At 49.7% G+C, this 20,167-nt stretch carries 20 protein-coding genes; 8 read left to right on the plus strand and 12 right to left on the minus strand.

Features of this window, described 5'->3' with window-relative positions:
• The first annotated feature begins 114 nt into the window (after nucleotides 1-114).
• Nucleotides 115-1,362, plus strand: coding sequence for a hypothetical protein (locus ACZ5ZZ_RS02795; RefSeq protein ID WP_464141132.1), 1,248 nt, complete (start codon nucleotides 115-117; stop codon nucleotides 1,360-1,362).
• Between the two features lie 59 nt (nucleotides 1,363-1,421).
• On the opposite strand, the gene ACZ5ZZ_RS02800 is transcribed toward ACZ5ZZ_RS02795, so the two are convergent.
• The 4 genes from ACZ5ZZ_RS02800 to map form a co-directional block, all read right to left on the minus strand.
• The gene (locus tag ACZ5ZZ_RS02800) at nucleotides 1,422-1,949 is read right to left on the minus strand and encodes a MarR family winged helix-turn-helix transcriptional regulator (RefSeq protein ID WP_464141134.1); all 528 of its coding nucleotides are present in this window, start codon (nucleotides 1,947-1,949) and stop codon (nucleotides 1,422-1,424) included.
• A 214-nt stretch (nucleotides 1,950-2,163) separates the two neighbouring features.
• Nucleotides 2,164-2,559 (minus strand): hypothetical protein, encoded by a 396-nt coding sequence (locus ACZ5ZZ_RS02805; RefSeq protein WP_464120087.1) that lies wholly within the window; start codon nucleotides 2,557-2,559, stop codon nucleotides 2,164-2,166.
• Nucleotides 2,560-2,666: 107 nt separating this feature from the next.
• Nucleotides 2,667-3,170, minus strand: coding sequence for a GlcG/HbpS family heme-binding protein (locus tag ACZ5ZZ_RS02810; protein WP_464135167.1), 504 nt, complete (start codon nucleotides 3,168-3,170; stop codon nucleotides 2,667-2,669).
• 77 nt (nucleotides 3,171-3,247) lie between these two features.
• On the minus strand, nucleotides 3,248-4,006 hold the full coding sequence (map, locus tag ACZ5ZZ_RS02815) for a type I methionyl aminopeptidase (protein WP_464120088.1): 759 nt from the start codon (nucleotides 4,004-4,006) through the stop codon (nucleotides 3,248-3,250).
• Nucleotides 4,007-4,031: 25 nt separating this feature from the next.
• Between map and ACZ5ZZ_RS02820 the strand changes: the two genes are divergently transcribed.
• Nucleotides 4,032-4,880, plus strand: coding sequence for an NAD(P)H-hydrate dehydratase (locus ACZ5ZZ_RS02820; RefSeq protein WP_464141136.1), 849 nt, complete (start codon nucleotides 4,032-4,034; stop codon nucleotides 4,878-4,880).
• 90 nt (nucleotides 4,881-4,970) lie between these two features.
• Entirely contained in the window at nucleotides 4,971-5,909 is a 939-nt protein-coding gene (locus tag ACZ5ZZ_RS02825; RefSeq protein WP_464120090.1) for a hypothetical protein, read from the plus strand.
• Nucleotides 5,910-6,236: 327 nt separating this feature from the next.
• Here ACZ5ZZ_RS02825 and ACZ5ZZ_RS02830 read toward each other — a convergent pair whose 3' ends face one another.
• Together ACZ5ZZ_RS02830 and ACZ5ZZ_RS02835 are read right to left on the minus strand one after the other, a co-directional pair.
• Nucleotides 6,237-6,836, minus strand: a complete 600-nt coding sequence (locus ACZ5ZZ_RS02830) for an NUDIX hydrolase (RefSeq protein ID WP_464141137.1) — start codon at nucleotides 6,834-6,836, stop codon at nucleotides 6,237-6,239.
• 49 nt (nucleotides 6,837-6,885) lie between these two features.
• Complete coding sequence (locus ACZ5ZZ_RS02835; protein ID WP_464133274.1) at nucleotides 6,886-8,088, minus strand: TCR/Tet family MFS transporter; 1,203 nt, start codon at nucleotides 8,086-8,088, stop codon at nucleotides 6,886-6,888.
• A gap of 115 nt (nucleotides 8,089-8,203) precedes the next feature.
• On the opposite strand from ACZ5ZZ_RS02835, the gene ACZ5ZZ_RS02840 reads away from it, so the two are divergent.
• Together ACZ5ZZ_RS02840 and ACZ5ZZ_RS02845 are read left to right on the plus strand one after the other, a co-directional pair.
• Nucleotides 8,204-10,057: a monovalent cation:proton antiporter-2 (CPA2) family protein gene (locus tag ACZ5ZZ_RS02840; protein WP_464141139.1), complete on the plus strand. Its 1,854-nt coding sequence runs from the start codon at nucleotides 8,204-8,206 to the stop codon at nucleotides 10,055-10,057.
• A gap of 236 nt (nucleotides 10,058-10,293) precedes the next feature.
• The gene (locus ACZ5ZZ_RS02845; RefSeq protein WP_464120093.1) at nucleotides 10,294-10,536 is read left to right on the plus strand and encodes a hypothetical protein; all 243 of its coding nucleotides are present in this window, start codon (nucleotides 10,294-10,296) and stop codon (nucleotides 10,534-10,536) included.
• A gap of 55 nt (nucleotides 10,537-10,591) precedes the next feature.
• Here the strand turns inward: ACZ5ZZ_RS02845 and ACZ5ZZ_RS02850 are convergent, their stop codons facing one another.
• The gene (locus ACZ5ZZ_RS02850; RefSeq protein ID WP_464141141.1) at nucleotides 10,592-11,689 is read right to left on the minus strand and encodes a DUF2914 domain-containing protein; all 1,098 of its coding nucleotides are present in this window, start codon (nucleotides 11,687-11,689) and stop codon (nucleotides 10,592-10,594) included.
• Nucleotides 11,690-11,821: 132 nt separating this feature from the next.
• Between ACZ5ZZ_RS02850 and ACZ5ZZ_RS02855 the strand changes: the two genes are divergently transcribed.
• Entirely contained in the window at nucleotides 11,822-12,379 is a 558-nt protein-coding gene (locus ACZ5ZZ_RS02855) for a hypothetical protein (RefSeq protein WP_464120095.1), read from the plus strand.
• A 29-nt stretch (nucleotides 12,380-12,408) separates the two neighbouring features.
• Here ACZ5ZZ_RS02855 and ACZ5ZZ_RS02860 read toward each other — a convergent pair whose 3' ends face one another.
• The gene (locus ACZ5ZZ_RS02860) at nucleotides 12,409-12,765 is read right to left on the minus strand and encodes a zinc ribbon domain-containing protein YjdM (protein ID WP_464133279.1); all 357 of its coding nucleotides are present in this window, start codon (nucleotides 12,763-12,765) and stop codon (nucleotides 12,409-12,411) included.
• A 134-nt stretch (nucleotides 12,766-12,899) separates the two neighbouring features.
• Between ACZ5ZZ_RS02860 and ACZ5ZZ_RS02865 the strand changes: the two genes are divergently transcribed.
• Together ACZ5ZZ_RS02865 and ACZ5ZZ_RS02870 are read left to right on the plus strand one after the other, a co-directional pair.
• Entirely contained in the window at nucleotides 12,900-13,961 is a 1,062-nt protein-coding gene (locus ACZ5ZZ_RS02865; protein ID WP_464133281.1) for a linear amide C-N hydrolase, read from the plus strand.
• Between the two features lie 173 nt (nucleotides 13,962-14,134).
• Nucleotides 14,135-15,997 carry a hypothetical protein gene (locus tag ACZ5ZZ_RS02870; protein WP_464141143.1) on the plus strand — a complete coding sequence of 621 codons (1,863 nt, stop codon included), beginning with the start codon at nucleotides 14,135-14,137 and terminating at the stop codon, nucleotides 15,995-15,997.
• Nucleotides 15,998-16,007: 10 nt separating this feature from the next.
• Here ACZ5ZZ_RS02870 and ACZ5ZZ_RS02875 read toward each other — a convergent pair whose 3' ends face one another.
• The 4 genes from ACZ5ZZ_RS02875 to ACZ5ZZ_RS02890 all read right to left on the minus strand — a co-directional run bounded on the left by ACZ5ZZ_RS02875 (nucleotide 16,008) and on the right by ACZ5ZZ_RS02890 (nucleotide 20,166).
• A complete protein-coding gene (locus tag ACZ5ZZ_RS02875; protein WP_464141145.1) occupies nucleotides 16,008-17,465 on the minus strand; it encodes a substrate-binding periplasmic protein in 1,458 nt (485 codons plus the stop codon).
• Nucleotides 17,466-17,592: 127 nt separating this feature from the next.
• On the minus strand, nucleotides 17,593-18,045 hold the full coding sequence (locus ACZ5ZZ_RS02880) for a hypothetical protein (protein WP_464141147.1): 453 nt from the start codon (nucleotides 18,043-18,045) through the stop codon (nucleotides 17,593-17,595).
• A gap of 145 nt (nucleotides 18,046-18,190) precedes the next feature.
• A complete protein-coding gene (locus ACZ5ZZ_RS02885) occupies nucleotides 18,191-18,523 on the minus strand; it encodes a nuclear transport factor 2 family protein (RefSeq protein ID WP_464141149.1) in 333 nt (110 codons plus the stop codon).
• Nucleotides 18,520-20,166, minus strand: a complete 1,647-nt coding sequence (locus ACZ5ZZ_RS02890) for a CRTAC1 family protein (RefSeq protein WP_464141151.1) — start codon at nucleotides 20,164-20,166, stop codon at nucleotides 18,520-18,522. The genes ACZ5ZZ_RS02885 and ACZ5ZZ_RS02890 overlap by 4 nt, the downstream gene beginning before the upstream one ends.
• Between the last annotated feature and the right edge of the window lies 1 nt (nucleotide 20,167).

Below are 20,167 nucleotides of genomic sequence, written 5' to 3' on the forward strand. Positions count from 1 at the left end.
ATGGCTGAACAATAATTTTTCAGTTTTCCCCGACTTTACCAAGATCCTGAAAACTGGACCTCAAAATGGTCTAGGACGCCTTTAGTCGCGCGACCTAGCTCCGATCTAGGAGGTATGAAAACACAAAAAAGCACAACCAACATCTTGCTAGGCCTTATCGTTACGACAACCCTTATTTCTCCGGCGGCGTTCGCGATGGCGAAAAAGCCGATCGACTCGGGAAACAACTCCGGCTCCACGAAGCCACCAGCGACGACACCGACGACGCCTCCAACAACACCGGCACCGGGTCCAGCCCCGGCTCCAGCTCCGGGTCGTGAACCCGCGGCGATCGCTGACTCCATCACTCCGGAAAACTTTGATGTCTTTACCGAAGTTTCTTATCCGGTCGGTGGTGTTGTAGATAACAACTATAAAAACTACCGCGAGCTTTTGCCGGTTCGTAATGCACAGGAAGGTCACGCGACCGACAGCGCCGATCCACAACTGGATGGTAAAGACCGTTTCGCAGATCGCATCGCTTATGCAGTTGAACTGAAAATGCAGCCGTCCAAGGCGCAACTGGGTTATGTGGCGTCTTACTTCAATCTTAATAAAGACGTTAACACTTATCTGCCGAACAGCTTGATTTCACATCCACTATGTAATGTGACCTCAGCGACTTTGAATACAACTTTGTCCGGTAAGAACATTCCTTCGGCAGCGACAATCAAAAAGATCAACACGTTTGCAGATCTGATGAATGGCTATCGTCGTGAGGCGTTGTCCGGCAATCGTGAAGGATATGTGAAGGCTTCCAAGCTCTGGTCTAAATTCATGATGTGTCTGTCGTACATGGAGTCTTTGACGACCGCGGACACACAAAAAGCAAAAAATGTGGCGGCTAAGTATGCTCCAGCGGGCTATCGACGCCCAGCAGGTGTGAACTTCTATGAAGATCCTTACCAACCGGCAGAATCCCGTTTGAATATCGGTCTGTTCCAGTTCACGCCAGATGCTGGTGGGAATATCCAGGCTTGTATCCGTGAGTGGAATCAGTTGTATCCAAGAAACGCGATCAAAACGAATGCCTCTCAAGCAGAATTGATCCGCATCCTTGGCAGCTCCCTGCAGACTTTCAACGCCTTCTGTGCGGCGGCGAAAGTGACAGGCAGCTTTGCGGTGCAAGTGAATGCGACAAGTTCCAAGAACACGCATCCGTACAATGTGAAATCCAACGGCACTTTGAAAGCTCCAGCAGAGCGTTGTGTGAGCCCACACATGGCCGTAGGTCGCTCTTACAATCACTTCGGTCCATTCCAGAATACTTCTGGTTATACGCTCGACACAATCGTCAGCTGCTCTTTGGCGGGTGACTTGTAAGATTGAAAAGTAAGGGATTGATAAAAGAAAAAGCCCGCTTCTCAGCGGGCTTTTTCTTTTTAGGACTCGGTGGATTTCTGTCCGATCTCTTTCATCTGTTTGATCAGACGCATGAAGAAATCGTTGATCGAGTTTTTTTCATCAGAGGCGAATTCGGCCCAGAAGTTGTTGATGCGCGTTTGGTACTCGGGAAGAATGGTTTGAGTTTGTGCCTTTCCTTTTTCCGTCAGTTTAATCACATAAGACCGACCGTCTTTTTCGTGCGTGGTTCTTTGCACGATTCCGGCTTTTTCCAAGCTGTTGATCAGACCGGAAATCGTGGCTTGGGTTACGCCCACCATCTGCGCCAGTTCGGATGGCATCAGACCATCGCTGTATTTATTCAAAAGAATCATCAGCGTGAAACGGCCGGAAGATAGGCTGTACTGAGAAAAGAACTTATCCAGATTGATTTCAAATTCCGTGGTGATCTTGCGCAACAGAATGTGCGAATACCAAGCTTCAGGATTCACTTGGGGATACAAAACACCAGCTTCTTCCTGGATAGCTTCGCGGGAGGGAATCTCTGTTAAAAAAAGCTTTGCCATAAAACCTCCTGGAACTGTCAGCAAACATATTCAAGTCACCGTATCAGTTTAATTAGGGGGCTAAGACCAAGCAAGCAAAAGGACGCACAAAAAGCATAACTTATCTCGCCTTTCTCCTCTGAAACGCCGTTTATTTGCAGTTGAGGGAGAATAAAAAAAGGAAGAAGTGTGGAGCACTTCTTCCTCGTAAAATCGGGCGATATGTGAAGATCTCTTACTCTAGAGTGTAAACGATCACTTTTGCGAAATCTTTATCGCTCAGTGCTCTTTCCAGGCAGGCGCGGGAAGCTTCGAAAGAAGATGGAGCTTTAGGACCAGAGAAAGTGATGAAAACAACGCCGTTCACTGCTTCACCGTGAACTTGGCAACGTTCATCCATCAATTTCAACAGACGACCTTTGCTCACAGGAATCTCGCCATCTTTTACATACTTAATCGCACAAGAGAAGAAGCTCTGAGGTTTGTCCGTAGGACCTTCAACAGCCTTCAAGCAAGTGTTGTAAAGGTCAGAGATTTCTCTTTCAACTGCGATGACATTTCCAACTTTACGGTCCGAAGCGTGAGCTGAGAAAGCGACGAACAAAGAAGCGATTGCAAAAAACATTTTCATAAAGGTCCTCCGTGATAAATGAAACATCCATAGCCTTTCACCTTTTATTCCGCCCTGAAAGCCTTTAGGCAGTGTGTCTAGCTTCTTTTCAAGCGGAATCTGGTGGACTAGTTGCCTATTCGATCCTTGATTTTGTCGATTCCAGCTTGAGCGCACTGGTCGTCCAAAGGACCGCCTGGAGCGCCACCCACACCAATAGCACCAATGACGATACTGCCAGCTCGTATGGGAAGCCCCCCGCCGAGCAGAAGGAATCCGTCAATGTCCCCCAGATTTTGGGCGGCAGGATTGCTTTGAGATGTTGCAAGCATTGCGGAGGTGCCATTCTTGGCAGAGGCGGCTGTGTAGGCTTTCCGGCGACTGGCATCAACAGTGTGCGGACCAGCCCCATCGGCACGAAAGAGAGTTTTGATGTCGCCTGCCTTATCGACGACGGTGGCAGCGACCTGATAACCTTTGGTGGCGCAGTTGGCGACGGCCTCGCGAGCGGCCTCTTCTGCCAGGGCCAAGGAAATTGTGGCTTCAAATTTAAGCCCCGCTGCCGGAGTGGGGGCGGCTGACACCGCGGTGTTTGCAAGAAGCAGAGAAACAAAAAGAAGTGAGTTCGACATGTTCATAAGGTCTCCTAAGGTTGAAAGGAAATCTTAGAACTTTAGAAGGGCCTGTCGCAAAGAAAGGCCTGATGTTTTTAGACAGGATCAGGAATCGTGACGATCAGTGCACGGTCTTTTAACACCACCATCGTGTGTTCGAACTGCGCTGTGCGATGATTTTTGCCAGCCACCAGAGTCCAATTGTCAGACTCCTCATCGACAAAGCGGGCGCCGGTGGATACAAAAGGTTCAATCGTGATGACGTGGCCTTCTTTAAGTTTGCGACGATCGTCTTTGTCGTAGTAACCGGCAATGAACTTCGGCTCTTCGTGCAAGCTGCGACCCACACCATGACTGCCCAGATTTTCAATCACGCTGTAACCGTGGGCTTTGGCGACTTTTTCGATATTGTAGCCGATCACGTTGATCAGCTCACCGGCTTTGACCGCTTTGATGGCGGTTTCCAAAGCAAGGCGTGTGACTTTCAGAAGTTCTTCATCGGCTTTTTTCCCCGGAGGGACAACGAAGGATCCACCATTATCTGCAAAATAGCCACCCAGCTCGGCAGACACGTCAATGTTGATCAGGTCGCCTTTGTGAATTTTCTTAGTGTCAGAAGGCACGCCGTGAGCCACTTCGTGATTCAGGCTGATGCAGTTGTAGCCGGGAAAGTTGTAAACTGCCATGGGGCCGGACTTGGCCCCATGAAGCTCCAGGTATTTGCCACCCAGGTCATCGAGCTCTTTGGTGCTCATGCCCGGTTCGATCTTGCCCGCCATGTATTGCAGGCAGTTGGCGACAATCTTTCCAATTTTTTTAAGACCTTCCAGGTCGGCTTCTGTCTTTACGATCATGACTTCGGGTTATACACTGATCCCTATGGAAAAAGCCAACGATCCCGTGCGTATTCTGAAAAAATCATCTGCGAGGAAACTTTTACCTGCTGTTTCCGCAAAGGATAACAAAGCCACGCGCGGACGCAGTCTGCTGCTAGCGGGAAGTGCCGACTATCCCGGGGCCGGAATTCTGGCCGCCCGCGGGGCTCTGCGCATGGGAAGTGGTTATGTGATTCTGGCGCAGAAAAATATTTCCGTGTCCTCGCTGGAGAATCCGGATTTTCTTCTGTTGGATCTAGCCAAGAAACAATGGCAAACGCAAAAGTTCGATGCGATTTTATGCGGACCGGGTTTTGGTGTGAATTCTTTCACGGCCCGGATTATTTGTGAGCTGAAAGAACGAAATATTTCAAATGTCATTCTGGATGCCGATGCCATCACGGTTTGTGCGGAACAGAACTTGTTCCCGCTACCTCGTACCTGGATCGTCACGCCTCACACGGGGGAATTGTCCCGCTGTCTGGGAGTTTCGGCAGAGGAAATCTCTGCGCATCGCTATGAATTTATCAAGATGGCGCAAGAGCTTTTTCAGTGCGTGGTGCTTTTAAAGGGGCATGGTACTTTGGTGGCCAATGGGCGGCGTGTTTATGGAATCTCAACGGGGAATGCCGCCTTGGCGAAATCAGGGACCGGGGATGTGCTTTCAGGAGTTATCACGTCCCTGAGGGCTCAGGGATTGTCTCCAACCCGGGCGGCACTTTTGGGGGCTTATGTGCACGGGGCCACGGCGAATCTTTGGAAAGCGCAAAAAAAGGACCTTTTGGCGATGACGGCCTCGGATGTGGTCGAAATGCTGCCTCAAGTCCTCTATAAGCTTCGTCAGGGTGATTGAAAATTCTACTTGGCGCATTACATAACAAAAGCATGACTTTTCTTTTGTCCTCGGGGCAGGTACAAACTCTCGAAACTTTTGGGGGTTTTCATGGTTAAAGGGCTTTTGATCGGGTTTATTGTGGGGATTTCTTTGGCAGCCAATGCGCAGACTTCTTCCACCACACTTTCCACTCCTTCTGTGGAATCCGGAACTCAAAAAACATCCACTTCTGTGGGTGATGTTCTGAAGAACAAAAAATTTGAGGACGACAAAGATATCACAGACTCAAAGCTCAAAGCTGAATCCGGTTCCTTGTCCCGTTACTCTCTGAAATTCTCTCTTTCTTACTTCGGCCCTCCTGTGGGTGATCTTTCCAGCAAAATGCAGCCAAATCCGGATGGTTCCATCGGTGTGAATCAGGTTTCTTTGAGCGGTTCCATCAGCGGCCGTTACCGTTTGGATTCAAAAAGCGCGATCAGTGCCGGAACAGGTATCAACGCTTTGACTCCCTTCCACGGGGTTGAGCGCACGGACGTAAAAACGCCGTTCATCAGCTATGACCGCAATTCTCGTCTGGGCGATTTGCAAGTCAGAAACTCTTATGGGGCTTCTTGGACAACAGTTCCAAACTTCCGTGATGTGGGTCAGTACGCTTCTTTGTCCTATGATAACTCTTTGGTTTACAACCTGGGCAATTCCGGCTTCGCGGCAGGCCTGGATACTGGCTTGAGTGTCTTCTTGTATGAGCGTGGATACGAAAAGAAAGACGGCAAGGCTTCCCGTTATCACCTGGGTTTCTATCCGCAAGTGAAGTACAATGTTTCTGACAAGATGAACGTTTACACTTCTGTGGCGATGAACTTCTGGAATCCACGCGCCCGTGATGGGGAATGGGATCTTTTGAACAAAACCCTGAGCGGTCGCCTGGGCATGGGTTATGCTTTCAGCCGCGACATCTACTTTGCACCTTACTTGAATTTCTACCCGAAAGATTTGAAAGCGGAATCCACAACTTTGAGCTTCTCGACCATCTTCTCGATTCTTTAAGAGTTGTCTCAAATTGAAAAATAAAAAAACCAGGGCGCCTTTTTCGTCCTGGTTTTTTTATTTAATCACCAATTTAAAATTTACTGGAGTTATGGTGGCCCCGTTCCGGTCAGGAGAACCAATTCACGAATCTCCCTGTTCCAGATATACTCTTTACGTACTGTCTTATTAGCCATTGAAGGCTCCTTTCGTGCAAGGCGAACCTCATTGGGTTCATAAGACTTATCGGCTGGACCTTGGGATAGTTGAGCACTTTTAATGAAAAAGTTTAAAAAAATTAAATTGTGCTGCTTTGAAACGGAAAAACCGTTTCTGATCGCGACGAAGCTATTTTAAAAGCCTGTGCAAGCGTTCGAACAGATTCAAAGTCATCATATAGGAAAGACCCCATAAAGGCGGCTCGCGATCCAGATACACAGCGGGAAGTTCAATCGACATGTTTTCGCGCTGAACTTTGTAAACGGTTTGCCTTTGGGGATCGCGGATGTTCTTTAAAGGCACCCAGAAATAGTCCGCCACTTCGTTGGCATCCAGAGTCACGTGGAAGTTCTGTTCAGTGTAAAACACAAATGGTCGGATATAAAAATCCAGCAGTGTTCCGGCTTTGCGGGCCTGAATATCATCCAGGCGTCCCAGCAGTTCGTGGGAACTCAGGCGAACTCCGATTTCTTCCAGAGTTTCTCTGAAAGCGGCATCCAGATCAGTGATGTCAAAGGCTTCACGCTTGCCACCGGGAAAAGCCAGTTGACCTGACCAGCGATCCCCGGGACGTTGGGCTCTTTGGATAAAGCCCAGCTCCAGATTTTCTTCAGACTGTCCCCGCAGAATCAGCGCCACGCAGGCATGCGGGTCCATTATCGGGGCCAGATCCAGAGGCTCTAACGCGGTGATGGCAGTTTGAAGTAAAGACTTGATACCAGAATCCATGACTTCTTAAGAGTACTCCTGACGGGAAGGACCCGCAAGGCCAGCCGTTTTAGGAAACCTTCCTGCGAGCCATAATCGCCCATGAAATCAGACAGATGATCGCGGCAAAAAAATAAGGGGCACCTGGAATGGAGGGCACACCTTCCGCCGGTGCGGAAAAGTGAGCGAACAGCTTGGTCGTGACCAAAGGGGTGATAATGGCAGCTAGACTTGCCAGACTGACCAAAGACCCTTGCAGTTCACCTTGTTCTTGCGGAGGCGTGTTGTGACTGATCAAAGACTGCAATGCCGGAGGTGCCACCCAGAAAATCGATGAGCCCAGCAGAATGACATACATCATCCAGCCTTCAGTGGCGAACCCGAAAAGCGCGAAGGAAACGGCATAACCAAAAGCTCCTATCACCACCGTGCGATGTTCACCCAGTTTCGGGATCACCAGACGAGTCAGCCAGCCCTGGGCAATGGCCGACAACAAACCCACCGCCGCCAGGGAGAGTCCCACTTGCGAGGTTGTCCAGTTAAAGCGGGTTTCTGTGTACAATGTCCAAATGGACGGATGAGTTTGACCGCCCAGTTGGAAAAAGAAGTAAACCAGCAACAACGCCAACAGATGCTTGGAGCGGAAGACGGTGACCAAAGAGTGCAATGGATTGGTCTTGTGCAAGTCAATCTTACGACGCATTTCCTGGGGCAGGGATTCCGGCAGAATGAAAAGTCCAAACAGGAAGTTCAGAAGATTGAGACCGGCGGCGGCAAGGAATGGATACTGAGGCCCCAAATGCCCCAGCAGGCCGCCAATGGCTGGGCCGATGATAAAGCCCAGACCGAAGGCGGCACCGACCATCCCGAAGTTGGCAGAGCGATTTTTTTCATCACTGACATCGGCGATGTATGCCATGGCGACAGTGATGTTGGCCCCGGTCAGCCCGGCAATCACGCGCCCGGCGAAAAGAATTCCCAGAGTCGGAGCAAAGGCCATCAGAATATAATCAAGGCCCGCGACCAACAGAGACACCAATAAGATGGACCTGCGGCCGAAGCGATCTGACAGCGCACCCAAAAGAGGAGAGGCCAAAAACTGCATCAGCGCATAGACAGAAATGAAATAGCCGAAGTATTCCGAAACGGAAGTTTCGCTGGAAACGAACCGGCGCATGATATCCGGCAGGGACGGGATCACCAGACCCAGTCCGATCATATCCAATGTCACAGTGATAAAAATAAACCAGATGCCCGCTTTTGAGTTCTTCATACGGTTCAGGCTAGAAGAGCGATCTGCAAATGTCAGCAGCTGTTTTGATATTAATAAAAATTTACTTTCTGCTATCCAATTGCGTGGCCCGGGCACTCTTGATAGCGTTGTGAGCATGGTTTTACACGAGCAGCTTTTGCAGATTTTGGCGTTTTTGGGTTTTTCTGTTGTTCTGGTGTCCTTGTTTCAAAAACTGGGACTGGGAACTATTTTAGGTTATCTGGCGGCGGGAATTCTTATCGGCCCCATGGGGTGGGGATTGATATCCGATTTCCAGTTCGTGCAACACATCGCAGAGTTCGGTGTCGTGTTCCTGTTGTTCATGATCGGTCTGGAGCTGCAGCCTCGCAAGCTGTGGTCTTTGCGGAAAACCCTGATTGGATTTGGTGGAATGCAGATTCTGTTCTGCACGGTCGTCTTTACCGTGATCGGATATCAGCTGGGCATCCCTTGGGCCAGCGCCGCTGTCGTGGGTTTTGCCCTGTCCTTGTCATCCACGGCGTTTGCGTTGCAATCTCTGGCTGAAAGAAAAGTTCTGAACACGGAGTTTGGCCGGGCCTCTTTTGCGATTTTACTAATGCAGGACGTGGTGGCCATTCCTGCGTTGGCGGTGATTCCCAGTTTGGGACTGGTGGCGGCTAACACGCCTTCTGTCAATTGGGGTGGGGCTATCGCGATCTTTATTGGTCTGGCGATTTCCAGTCGTTTGCTGATGGGAAGATTTCTGCAGGTGGTTGCTGAAACCCGCAGTCGCGAACTGTTCACCGGTGTGACATTGCTGATTGTGATTGGCGTGGCCTTCCTGATGGAAAGTGTCGGCCTGTCGATGGCATTGGGCGCTTTCCTGGCCGGAGTGCTTCTTTCAGAGTCCGAGTATCGCCACGAACTGGAAGCCGATCTGGAGCCCTTCAAAGGGCTGTTGATGGGGCTGTTCTTTGTTTCCGTCGGTATGTCGGTAAAGCTTTCGTTGCTGTTGCAGGCCCCGGCGATGATTCTGTCGTTGTTGGTCGGTTATATGGTTATAAAAGGTCTTCTGATCTTTGCCGTGGGCCGATTTATGAAGTTGCACTCTCAGGCCGCCAATAATCTTTCAGTGTATCTGGTGCAGGGCGGGGAGTTTGCTTTTGTGATCTTTGGTGTAGGGCAGAGTGCGCAGGTAATTTCTGCTGATTGGACACAGCGATTCACCTTGGTGGTGACCTTGTCCATGATAGCCAGTCCCCTGATAATTGTTTTGAATGAAAAGATACAAGCCTGGATTGCTTGTAAAACTCCGGCGGCAGGGGGACGGGAATTTGATAAGTTCGAGGAAACCAACAATCCCGTTATCATTGCGGGATTCGGTCGCTTCGGCCAGATCTTCGGTCGCATCCTAAGAACTCAGGACATTCCGTTTACGGCCATCGAGCATGATACCGAACAAATTGAATTGCTTCGTCGATTTGGGAATAAGGTTTATTACGGCGATGCCGCTCGCAAGGAAATCCTGGAAGCTGCCGGGATTCGTAATGCCAAGTTTTTCATATTGGCCGTGGATGATGTTGAAACGTCCAATCGGATCGCCCAGATTCTGAAGGAAGACTACCCGCACGTTCAGGTGTTTGCCCGTGCCCGCAATCGCCAGCACAATTTCGATTTGCTTGACGCTGGAGTTAAGTCTATTCGCCGTGAAACTTTGGATTCCAGCATCCACCTTAGCGGTCAGCTTTTGATTGCCATGGGAACGCCGGAAGCCAGGGCACACGCGATTATCGAGCGGTTCCGTCGTCATGATGAGCTGATGTTGTTGGAGCAATTCAAAGTCCGCCATGATCAGAAGAGCTTTATAGATGTATCCAGACAGGCGGCTCAACAACTGGCTCAGGTTCTCAAAGAAGACGCCGAAAAAACCTACATCGAACCGCAGGCAGGTGAAAAAGGCCCATCCGACGTCGTTGTCGGGGGGCCTCCTCGCTCCGACGTGCATTAAGCACGCCTGCGCTGCGGGGGCCCCCCTCCGCCTTGCGGCTGGGCCTTTTTGACCTGCCTGCTCCTTCTGGGGAGACGGAGGTGGGGGATTCTGGCTGGGCTTCGCCGCCGCTTTTGCTGGCGCTTTGCTGGGCGGTGGAGGGTAGGTGAGGTGAGGGATTAGAGGCGGAGGATTTTTTTTAACCTTTTTGGGGTGGGTTCTGGGTCTTTCTAATAGGAATTGTTAGGAGGGCACGGATGCGCTTCTTGATTGTGATGACGGTTTTATTGTGGGCGGCCTTTTCGAAGGCTGAGGTTCAGAACTTTAACGGGATGATTCAGGAGGCTTCGATGAGTCAGAAGCTTCTCAGAAAGAAGCTCTTGCGAATTTTAAATTCGCAGCAGGTGGCGGTGGCGGCCAATGAACAAGCGACTGAGCAACTTCAAACAGAAAGCCCCTCCCAGGACTTTGAAGTTCGCTTGGTGCAGGCTCGGCACTAGTTAAGAAAATTCGACAGTATTTCCCCCAAACACCGCTGTCCCCCGGCGGTGTTTTTTATCTAAAGATGTCTTTATAGAAGGCTCTGTTCGGATTGATGTCACTGACCTTTGTGACGTTGAAATAGATTCGGCCGATCTCTCTGCCATCGGTGGTTTCCACACTGATACGCCAGCGACCCTCTGAATAGTTCTGTTTCGAAGCAAAACCACGATAGCCACCTTCGCGGCCGCCCGCGATGGTCATGGGGATTTTATCCGTGGTCTGCCAGCCTTGAACCGGATCTTTGTAATACCAGTGAAGAATCACCGAATCGCTGAACCGGGCGGGGGAAAAGATCTGGGCAAAGAAATAAATTCTGTCGTTCGGCTCGGCCTTAAAGTTCTGATCCCCTCTTTGCCAGAACTGCCAGGAAGGTGTTTCGTAAGAAAGCACATAGGTGCCATTGACCTTTTCAACGCTGTGATAGATGCCCATGTTTTGAACGGACAGTGGCACCGGTGGAATCCAGCCCAAAAGATAAAACATCGTAAAAAGAATCAGAACGGTGCCCGAAGGGATGATCAGACTTTTTCTTAAGACGGTGATGTCCTGGATGTTCTTTTTCAGCAAACTATAGATGCCGAATAGAGCCCCTGCGGTCAGAAGCAGGGACAGGGTAAATGGCACCAGACCGACAAAGCCCAGGGCGGTGGGAACCATCATTGAAAAGAAACAAAAAAGACAAATGACGAAAAGACCTATTTTCAGATTGATTTCACTTTCACGAACTCGTTTAAGTTCGTTGGCCACCATCAGTCCCAACAGCAACAGAATAAAAATCAACGATGAGAACAGCGAGGCGCTTTTCAGGAAGAACAGAGAATAAACACTTAACAAGCTGCCCAGAAGAAAATGCACAGCCAGCCGACGGTATTCCCACACTCTCTCCAGTTTTTGATGAATTTTAATAAAGCCGTGGGATTTGAGGAAATCAAAATAAAGAAGACCACCCAGAATCAGCAGGTAAACGACCTGTTGAAGTATGGCTAAGGGATCATCGATATCAGAAAGAGTCCAGACGTCGAAGAAGAAGCCGCCAAGAAAGAAAGCGATATCTACTGTACGTTCATGTTCTTCGTAAAAGTTGAGCAGGCGTTCTTTAAGCTGTGTCATGGGCTTAAGGTTAACAGAGTCTTGCATATTGGCAAGACTCGCCGATGACAGAGTTTTCATTAATTGATCTTCATTTGTTTTCTTGCAGATTGGGGGCTATCTATGGCCGCTCATAAAATAAGGAGTTAGCGAATGAAAGCATGGATCAGTCTATGTGTTATGAGTCTTGCGTGCGTCTGTCAGGCCGCGGAATCCCGCTCTATGGAAAGAGTGTCAGCTGAAAGAGCCGTTATCAGCTTTACGGTGGAAGAGTCGCAGTCCGTGCAGGCCCATGACTATGTGGATGGAAGCGACAATGAGCGTTTTCTGAAAATGATTTTGGATGATCCTGATTCACGACTGACTGAGCTGCGCAAAACCATCGAAAATGAAAATTGCAGGGATTCAGATCAACGCAGTGACGGTTGGGTGGAAGACTGCGGTGGGATTGAGATCACGCACGGCGCTCAAACAGCATTTGGTCGTGCGGGGTGGTTTGCGGCTGGCGCCCAGTACACTTACTTTGTGGGCTTCCGCCATGTCGGCAGCGGGGATTTTCTGACCACAAGTTATATGATCGTCGTGCATGAAGATGTGGATGTTGAGGTGTCCGAGAGGGCCGCAGGCGTATCTGCGAAGGTTGTGAAAACGCTGTCCTTAGGACGAATCGTTCGAATTCCAGATCAAATTCGTATCTTGCCGATTAGATAAGAAGAAGGCTCCCTTGCGGAGCCTTCGTTTTAGACCTTCTTAACAAATTCTGACTTCAGGTTCATTGCGCCAAAGCCGTCAATCTTACAAGCGATGTCGTGACCGTCGCCACCGTCAACCAGGCGGATGTTTTTCACTTTAGTTCCGACTTTCACCACAGAGGAAGATCCTTTAATCTTCAGATCCTTGATCACGGTGACCGTGTCGCCATCTTGAAGAATGTTTCCGTTGGCATCCTTGATCACATTGGCGGCCGCTTCGGCAGCAGCGGCGGCAGCGACAGCCTCGGGGCTCCACTCGTGAGCGCACTCAGGGCAGACCCATAAATTTCCATCTTGGTAGATGTGTTCTGAATTACATTTTGGACAGTTCGTTGGATTGTTCATGAGTACATCTAAATCATATCGAGGTCGATTTGACCATTAAAAACAGGACTCGCAAATATAAGAAATATGTCAAAACCCAACCTGGTTTATATCTGGACTTGGCTTCCACGTTCTTCTTCTCTAGGCTATGGGGCATGAAAACACTTTCTTTTTTACTGACCGTTTTGTTGGCAGTTCCGGCTTATCCATGCACTCGTGTTCTGTGGGACACAAAGAAGCACGATATTATCGTGGGTCGAAATATGGATTGGGCCGAGGACACAGGTTCAAATATGTGGCTTTTTCCCCGGGGGATGGAGCGCGATGGCCTGGCAGAGAAAAACTCTTTGAAATGGATTTCCAAATACGGAAGCGTGATTTTGTCCATGTATGACATGGGCACCGGGGATGGTATTAATGAAAAAGGTCTGACGGCGAATCTGTTGTTTTTGACTGAAAGCGATTTCGGTGTGCGAGATGAAAAGATCCCGGGCATGTCCGTCAGTATGTGGGCTCAGTATTTCCTGGATAACTTTGAAACCGTGGCGGAAGCTGTGGCTGCGATGGAAAAAACTCCGTTCCAGGTGTTGATGGCCAGCGTGCAAACGTCTCAGGGAATCAAACAAGGGACTGTGCATTTGGCGATCTCTGACAAGACGGGTGACAGTGCAGTGATTGAGTACATCAAAGGTCAGCCGAAGATCTATCATGGACGTGAATACAAAGTAATGACGAATTCGCCTCCGTTTGATCAGCAGCTTGTGACGATGAAGCAGTACAAGGGCTTTGGCGGAAACAAAGACCTGCCTGGCACAACAGCGGCGGCGGATCGCTTTGTCCGAGCGGCTTTCTATGCTCAGCAGCTGCCGCAGCCAAACGACTATCGTGAATCCATTGCCGGCGTCTTTAGCGTATTAAGAAACGTATCCCAGCCCTTTGGCACTCCTGATCCAACCCGTCCCTATATTTCTACGACCCGTTGGAGAACCGTAGCCGATCTGAATCGGGGCTTGTACTTCTATGAAAGCACCATGAGTCCCTTCATCGTATGGGTGGATCTGCCGAAATTGAATTTTAAAAAGAATGCCGGAGTTAAAAAAATCAACCTGGTGAAAAACTATGAGTTGAGTGGCGATATCACCAGGAAGTTTAAACCCACCAAGGTCTTCCAATTCCTGAAACCTGATGTTCCTGCTGGGATGAAGGCACAGCTTTAAGGCTCATTAATATTTGGTAAGTGTTCGATTTGTCTTAACAAACGCCCCTTATTGCAGAGACAATTTGGGGCGTTTTTATTTGCACTTTAGGCAGTTGCGAGACTCTTTTGTGTTTTAAGCGGTCGTGGGGCTGGCCGGATTCTTGGATAGAGACCTCCTTATTGAGGTGCTCTATGAAGCGTTTGGGTATTCTTGTCAGTTCTGTTCTGTTGGTATCGGCCTCTGTGGCTATGGCTCAAGACACACCATCTTCTTCCACATACGAAGAGGATATGGACCGTGCATTCCAGGAAGAAGCGGCTCGCCGGGAGGCGGCTTACCAGGACAAGCTTAGAAACTCCTCCAAGGGACAGGCCCAACAAGCCAAGTACTTTGATTCTTATTTCTATTACAACACCGCCAAATCAGGTGCGAATCTGGACGTGTCAGCCTTCAGTATAAACGATGTCTTTAAGAATCGACCGGATGATTATCGGGCTGCCGTGGAGCTTTATAAAGCGGCTTCGGGCATGGACAACACGATGTATTCCAAAGCCCTTTCGTACGAAGGCAGTCTGAGTCTTTTGAAACGTGAGGCCATCGTCCTAAGCCGGGATCAGAAACTGTTGATCCTGTCTTTGTCTGGATCGCATCTTTCCAGATTTTATTCAGTGACCACGGAAAACCGTAACACCTCAGAAGAAGTCTTCCGCAACGCCCTGATGAACGGCAATCAAGGCGGAGTTTGCGGGGACATTCATAAGTATCTGGCCGGGCAGGCGCGGGCATTGGGTTTCACTGATGTGGGTATGCACACAGGTGTGTGGCAGAAGGATAAATCAGGTAAAGATTCCGGTGGTCATTTTATTTATCACTTTAAAGATCCCAAAACAGGTCAGTATTATATCCAGAACTATTCACAGGTGATTGCAACCGGTCAAAAGACGCAGCAGAACATGCTGGAAGTCAGCAATCGGGTTCTGGGGCCTTTAGTGGGTACGGTCTATGTGGAAGGCGTCAAGGGCAGTTATCACGCCTATTTGCCTCAAACAGCTTTGTGGATCAAGGAAGGTATTACTTCGTTGGCCTATAAGTCGACGGAAAGTTCCATCTTGCAGTTGCGTATCGGGAATCAGGACAATGCTGTCGGTGTTCAGGTCGTAAAAAAGTTTGAAGACAGCTCATACGTTCGTGCCTTCATGTTGCACCAACAGCACAATGCTGCCGAGGGCAGTTATCGTTTCTCGGGTATGGGTGTTTCCGGGCAGGCCGGAGGTAATATTGCCGTGAACTCGGTCGTAGAGGAAATCGGTTTGGTGGCCAAGGGATATGCCGGCATCGGCCAAGTGGGTTCCCCGACTTTGAATCCAACTATGACCTGGAGTGAGAAGGAGCGCACAGTTCTTTTCCACGGCATTCAGTTTACAGGCACAGCGCGGATCAACAAAACCACAGGCAAAGTGGAGTTGGAGAGAACCAACCTGGATGCAAATCTTCACGGTGGTGATGCCAGTGCGGCGGATCTGGTTGTTCGTGCCGGAGTAGACCAGCGTGTATCTGACAACGTCAGTGCAGGCTATGAACGTTCTTTCCGTCGTGTGAAGGAAGGTCACTATTCATCCAAGACTGAATGGGTGACTGAGGCTGACAAAGTGTCTGTGGTTTTCGATAAGCAGATTGGCAAGGTCTATCTTTTGGTGCGCGGAGAAGTCTTCTTGTTCGAAGGTGTTGAAAACATGTCGGCGACGGCTTTGAAGAACACTGTAGAAGCCAGTTTCCCGGCTGGACGCATGGGACAGGTGTATGTCGCTTTCGACATGGCCAAGGTCATGAGCAACAAAGAGCAGGATCCTTTCTATGACATTCCTGCTTCCAACTCGTTCCGTGTGGGGCTGAAAAAGGATTTTGCAAAATTCGTTCAGGCCGGAGCCGAAGTGTCCTATCAACAGGGGCGTCGCACTTATCCACTCTATGACAAGGGTTTTACTCCGGAGCTGCAGGGTGAACGGGTGAATGACCGTCTTCGCGGCATGATCTGGGTCAGTCTTAAGTGGTAAGTTTTTTATTTTAAGGTTCATAAGGTGGCGAAAAGATCTTCTGCATCCTCCCCGAGGATTGCAGTTCCCGAATGGCGGCGTCCACCTCTTGAATTTTCAAGTCAGCTTTTTTTGAAACGGCACACTTCACATCGACCGGGTCCACTTCCAAAGCGGCTCTTTGCAGGTGTGGGTGCTTGCTTTCATAGTACTGGTATTCAAGATTGTTCAGAACGATAAACGGAATTCGCTGGGAAAAGAGCTTCTCCAGGTTGGAGGCTCCTGAACTTGCATCCTCACGCAGGACACTGCGGTTTTCAAAAAGCGGTGATAAAGCGGGATAGACAAAGTTAAGCACAGTGCCAAGGCGCTTTCCCTTCAGATCCTCCAGCGAGCGGACTTTAGTGTCTGCCTTGTCGTTGCGAAGGCTGACGATAAGGTCACTTTGACGAAAGATAGGCTGGCTCCATTGATATTGTTTGGCGTATTCACCGGCCCAGGCCTCGTTGTCGTAGCAGACCATCTCAATCAGCCCGGCGGCCAGACGGGCATCCAAGCGCCCGCGCGGTAGCAATTCAAAATGAACGGGTCGGCGAAGCTTTTTGGCGATTTCGCGACCGATATCAAAGAACAATCCACCACGCACGCGATTCAGGTTGTGCCCATTTTTCTCAAAGAAGATAAATGGGGGCGAATCATTGCTATTCAAACCATAACTGAAGGGCTGGGGCATCGTCGCCGAGTTGGAATAGCGCTCGAGAATTCTTTGCAGAACCTTCTTGCGGTGAAGATTGGCAATCGCGCGATTCAGTCGATCCAATGACAAAGAGGACTTGCGTGACAAAGAACATTGGATATCTGTCTGATCGAAGCTAAAGGAGCTGCGCACCAGGCGCGGATACCGAGACTTAAAATAGATGTATTCGGGCTCGGCCAGAATAATGTAGCTGACACGGTCATTGAGCAGCTTCTTAACACTGACTTCGATGGAGGCGCTGTCAGATCTTTGCAGTTCCTTGTTATTAAAGCGATCTTCCAAGTCTGCGTAGACGTAGTTTTCCACCGTGCCGATGGTGATTCCTGTGATTTGGCTGACTTTTTCAAAAGGAATCGCCGTTGTGCTGACCAGTACATTGGAGGTGGTAAAAAGAGGAGTGCTCCACAACACATTGTCAGCAAATTCATGGCGCCACCGGGTGCTGTTGTGGCAGATCAAATCCACGCGATTTTCCACAATCTGCTGAGCAATACGTTTTCTGGGGATGCGTTCGATCGTGTAGTCTTCCCCCAGCTCATCGCCAATGGCGACAGAAACTTCGTAGATCAGTCCCCCCGTGGGAATGGGGTTGCCGTTATTTTCAAACTGATAAAGCAAAGGGGGCGCATTGCTGGGATTGAAGCCGAACTTCAAGCCGCCAACAGCAAAGACAGGGACAAGCTGTGCGGTCACAGAAAATAGAATAATCTGAGTGAGGCGGCTGATGTTCATGGTGGCATCATGATCTGGAAATCGCGCCCTGGCTGTCAAAATGATTCCAGACACATTGTTGCCGGTTTGATGTTCCTTTGCCGGAAATCAAGGGGACCTGAAATGGTGACAGGTCCCTGAGAGGTCATTACAGTTCGGTGAAGTCCTCAATGGCATCTTCGTCGCGGAAGTGGAATCTGAAATCAGGACTGATAAAGATGCCACTGGAAATGTAGCCTGGGGTGCAGTTGTCCTCTCCCACGTCAAAGGCCGCATGTTGAATGACCGCACGGTAAGCTACAAGTTCTCCAGATGCAGAATAGTATTGGTTCAATTCGACCACCTCAATATCAGCTTCGGAGTTCAACATGTAGTCGCCCTCCAGAATGGTGTCATACCAGATATCAGCTTCTTCGCGTGCGGCTTTCATAAGACCCGCGAGCTGTTTTGGGTTGAGGCTTGCCGGAGCCACCTCTTTAAAAGTTCCGTTGTTGGCCTCGATCACAGAGTAAACTTTTTTAATGAATTGATCTTCACCACGGGAAGACGCCAGGGAGAGCACAGGAAAAACAGTCAATAAAAGCACCAGCAAAGACTTCATAATTAAAACTCCATGTTTTGATGGGGCTTTTGTAGGTCTTTGAGGGCTATTTGTAAATTATATTAAAAGAAAGTATATATGCCTTTAATGCATAATGAATCGGGGCCTCTTCGCTGATCAGAGGCGCTGTCAGGCCCCTGAGGCCTTAGTATGCAAACCAGATGTCTTTGATCAGTCCGTCTTTGAAATCATAGATGGCAACGACGTGAGACCCGCTAGGCACGACGGACTCCTCATCAAGCACCTTGTTGTTCAGGACAATTCTGCTTTTCAGGGTGCAGTGCAAGTCAGGGGTGTTTTTGAACTTTTCATCATACAGTTTGCGGAAGGTCTCCATCCCTACGCAGAACGGGCCTTCCTGTCCCAGGCGGTAGGCGGTCACTTCGGGGTGGTAAAAAGAGCAAAACTTTTCGATGTCGCGATTGTTATAGGCATCCAGTTGCCCCTGTACCAGGGCGACTCTTTGTTCGGTGGTCATTGGCGTGGTTCCTCAATCTTAAGTGTTTGGTTTACGGCAGTCGGTCCCAGTGTTTGCACTTTTCCAGAAGGCCAGCGGATCTCCACTTTGGTGATCTCTTTGACGGGGCCCAGGCCGAAATGCAGGGTCGGATCGTTTTGCTGATTCATGGTCCCTGTCACACCATCTTGTTGGCGCAGGAAAACCCCGTTGCGATGGTAAACGCGAACCTGTGCCGTCACCGCCTGAGTGCCGGAACGGGTGCCTTTCAGTCGAACGCGCAGGAAGTTATTGTTGTCACCCATGGTGTTTTGCAGAACCCGAAGTGCCGGAGTGGCACCGTTGCGCCGTCGTCCTGACTGAACCAAGTCCATTTTTCCGTCGTTGTTCAGGTCAGCCCAAGCCGCCGCATAACTGTCAAAAACGCGAGTGCCTTGTTCTGCGCTGACGTCCCTGAACTTGAAGCCACCCATATTCTTGTAAAGAAGAGAGTAAGAATAGGCCAGATCGTAAACCTGACTGATGTAAACATCCAGCAGACCATCGTTGTCAAAATCAGCAGGCGTCGTTTGTGCCCACAGTTCGTCACCTTTGTATTTGGAGAAATCACCGATAGGGCGATAGGCAATACCGGAAGAAGGTCGAACGTCAATCAGGCGGTAGAAGGGCTTTCCGGTGTTGCGATAAATTTTTGAATCGTCGCACAGATAGCCGCGCTGATCAAAGACGCCCTTGCCATTGATACCCACGAACTTATGCACCAGATTGGAAACCCAAAGATCCAGATTTCCGTCATTGTCAAAGTCCGACCAGATCGAGGAGATCGTGTGACCGTATTGTGGTCCATAGTAGGCTTTGCGGGACTGGTCGTAGAACTTTTTAGGGTCGTGATCCCCTTGAATGTTCATGGCCGTTGCCTGATCCATCAGGATCGCACTTCCCAGGTTGTACAGGTTGTTGGGGCGCAGGCGATAATTAGAAAAGTAAGCTTCGATGGAACCGTTGTTGTTGTAATCCGCCACGGCAATGCCACGAAGATAGTTTGGGTTCATCCGGAAGGCCACTGGGGTGCTGTCGATCAGGAACTTGCCTTTGACGTTGGTGTACATCTTCTGGGGAAGAAGGGGGGCGCCGAATTTGGGTTCGCTGAAGCCCGCAATAATATCAATCCACCCATCTTTGTTCACATCAACGATAGCCAGTGCATGGGCGTGTTCTGGCAAAGAAAAGCCCCACTGGCGTGAGGATTCAACGAACTGACCCTTGGAGACCTGAATAAAGATCTGTCCTTTGGTTGTCAGAATGTCGAGCAGGCCATTGTTGTCCAGATCCGCAAATAAAGGAGCCCCCTTCATGTCGCGAATGCCCACAAGATCCGTCACGTCAGAGAACAGAATGTTCACTTTGCTGCTGACATTTCTGAACAGACGTCCGCCAGCCAGCAGATCGACCCAGCCGTCGTTGTCGTAGTCACCAAAAGCCAGCGTTGTTGAATGGATCGCCGGCAGGCCCGAGGACGCCGTGATGTCCTGGAACTGCGAAGAGGTTGAACTGAACTCAGCAGAACTGACGGGAGCGGTGTTAAAGCCCCCCTCGGGATTAGAGATCCTGAAGCCAAGAATAAAGAACCCGACAACGAGAGCACCGGTAAATAATCGTTTCATT

It is taken from the genome of Bdellovibrio sp. HM001 (assembly GCF_055397275.1).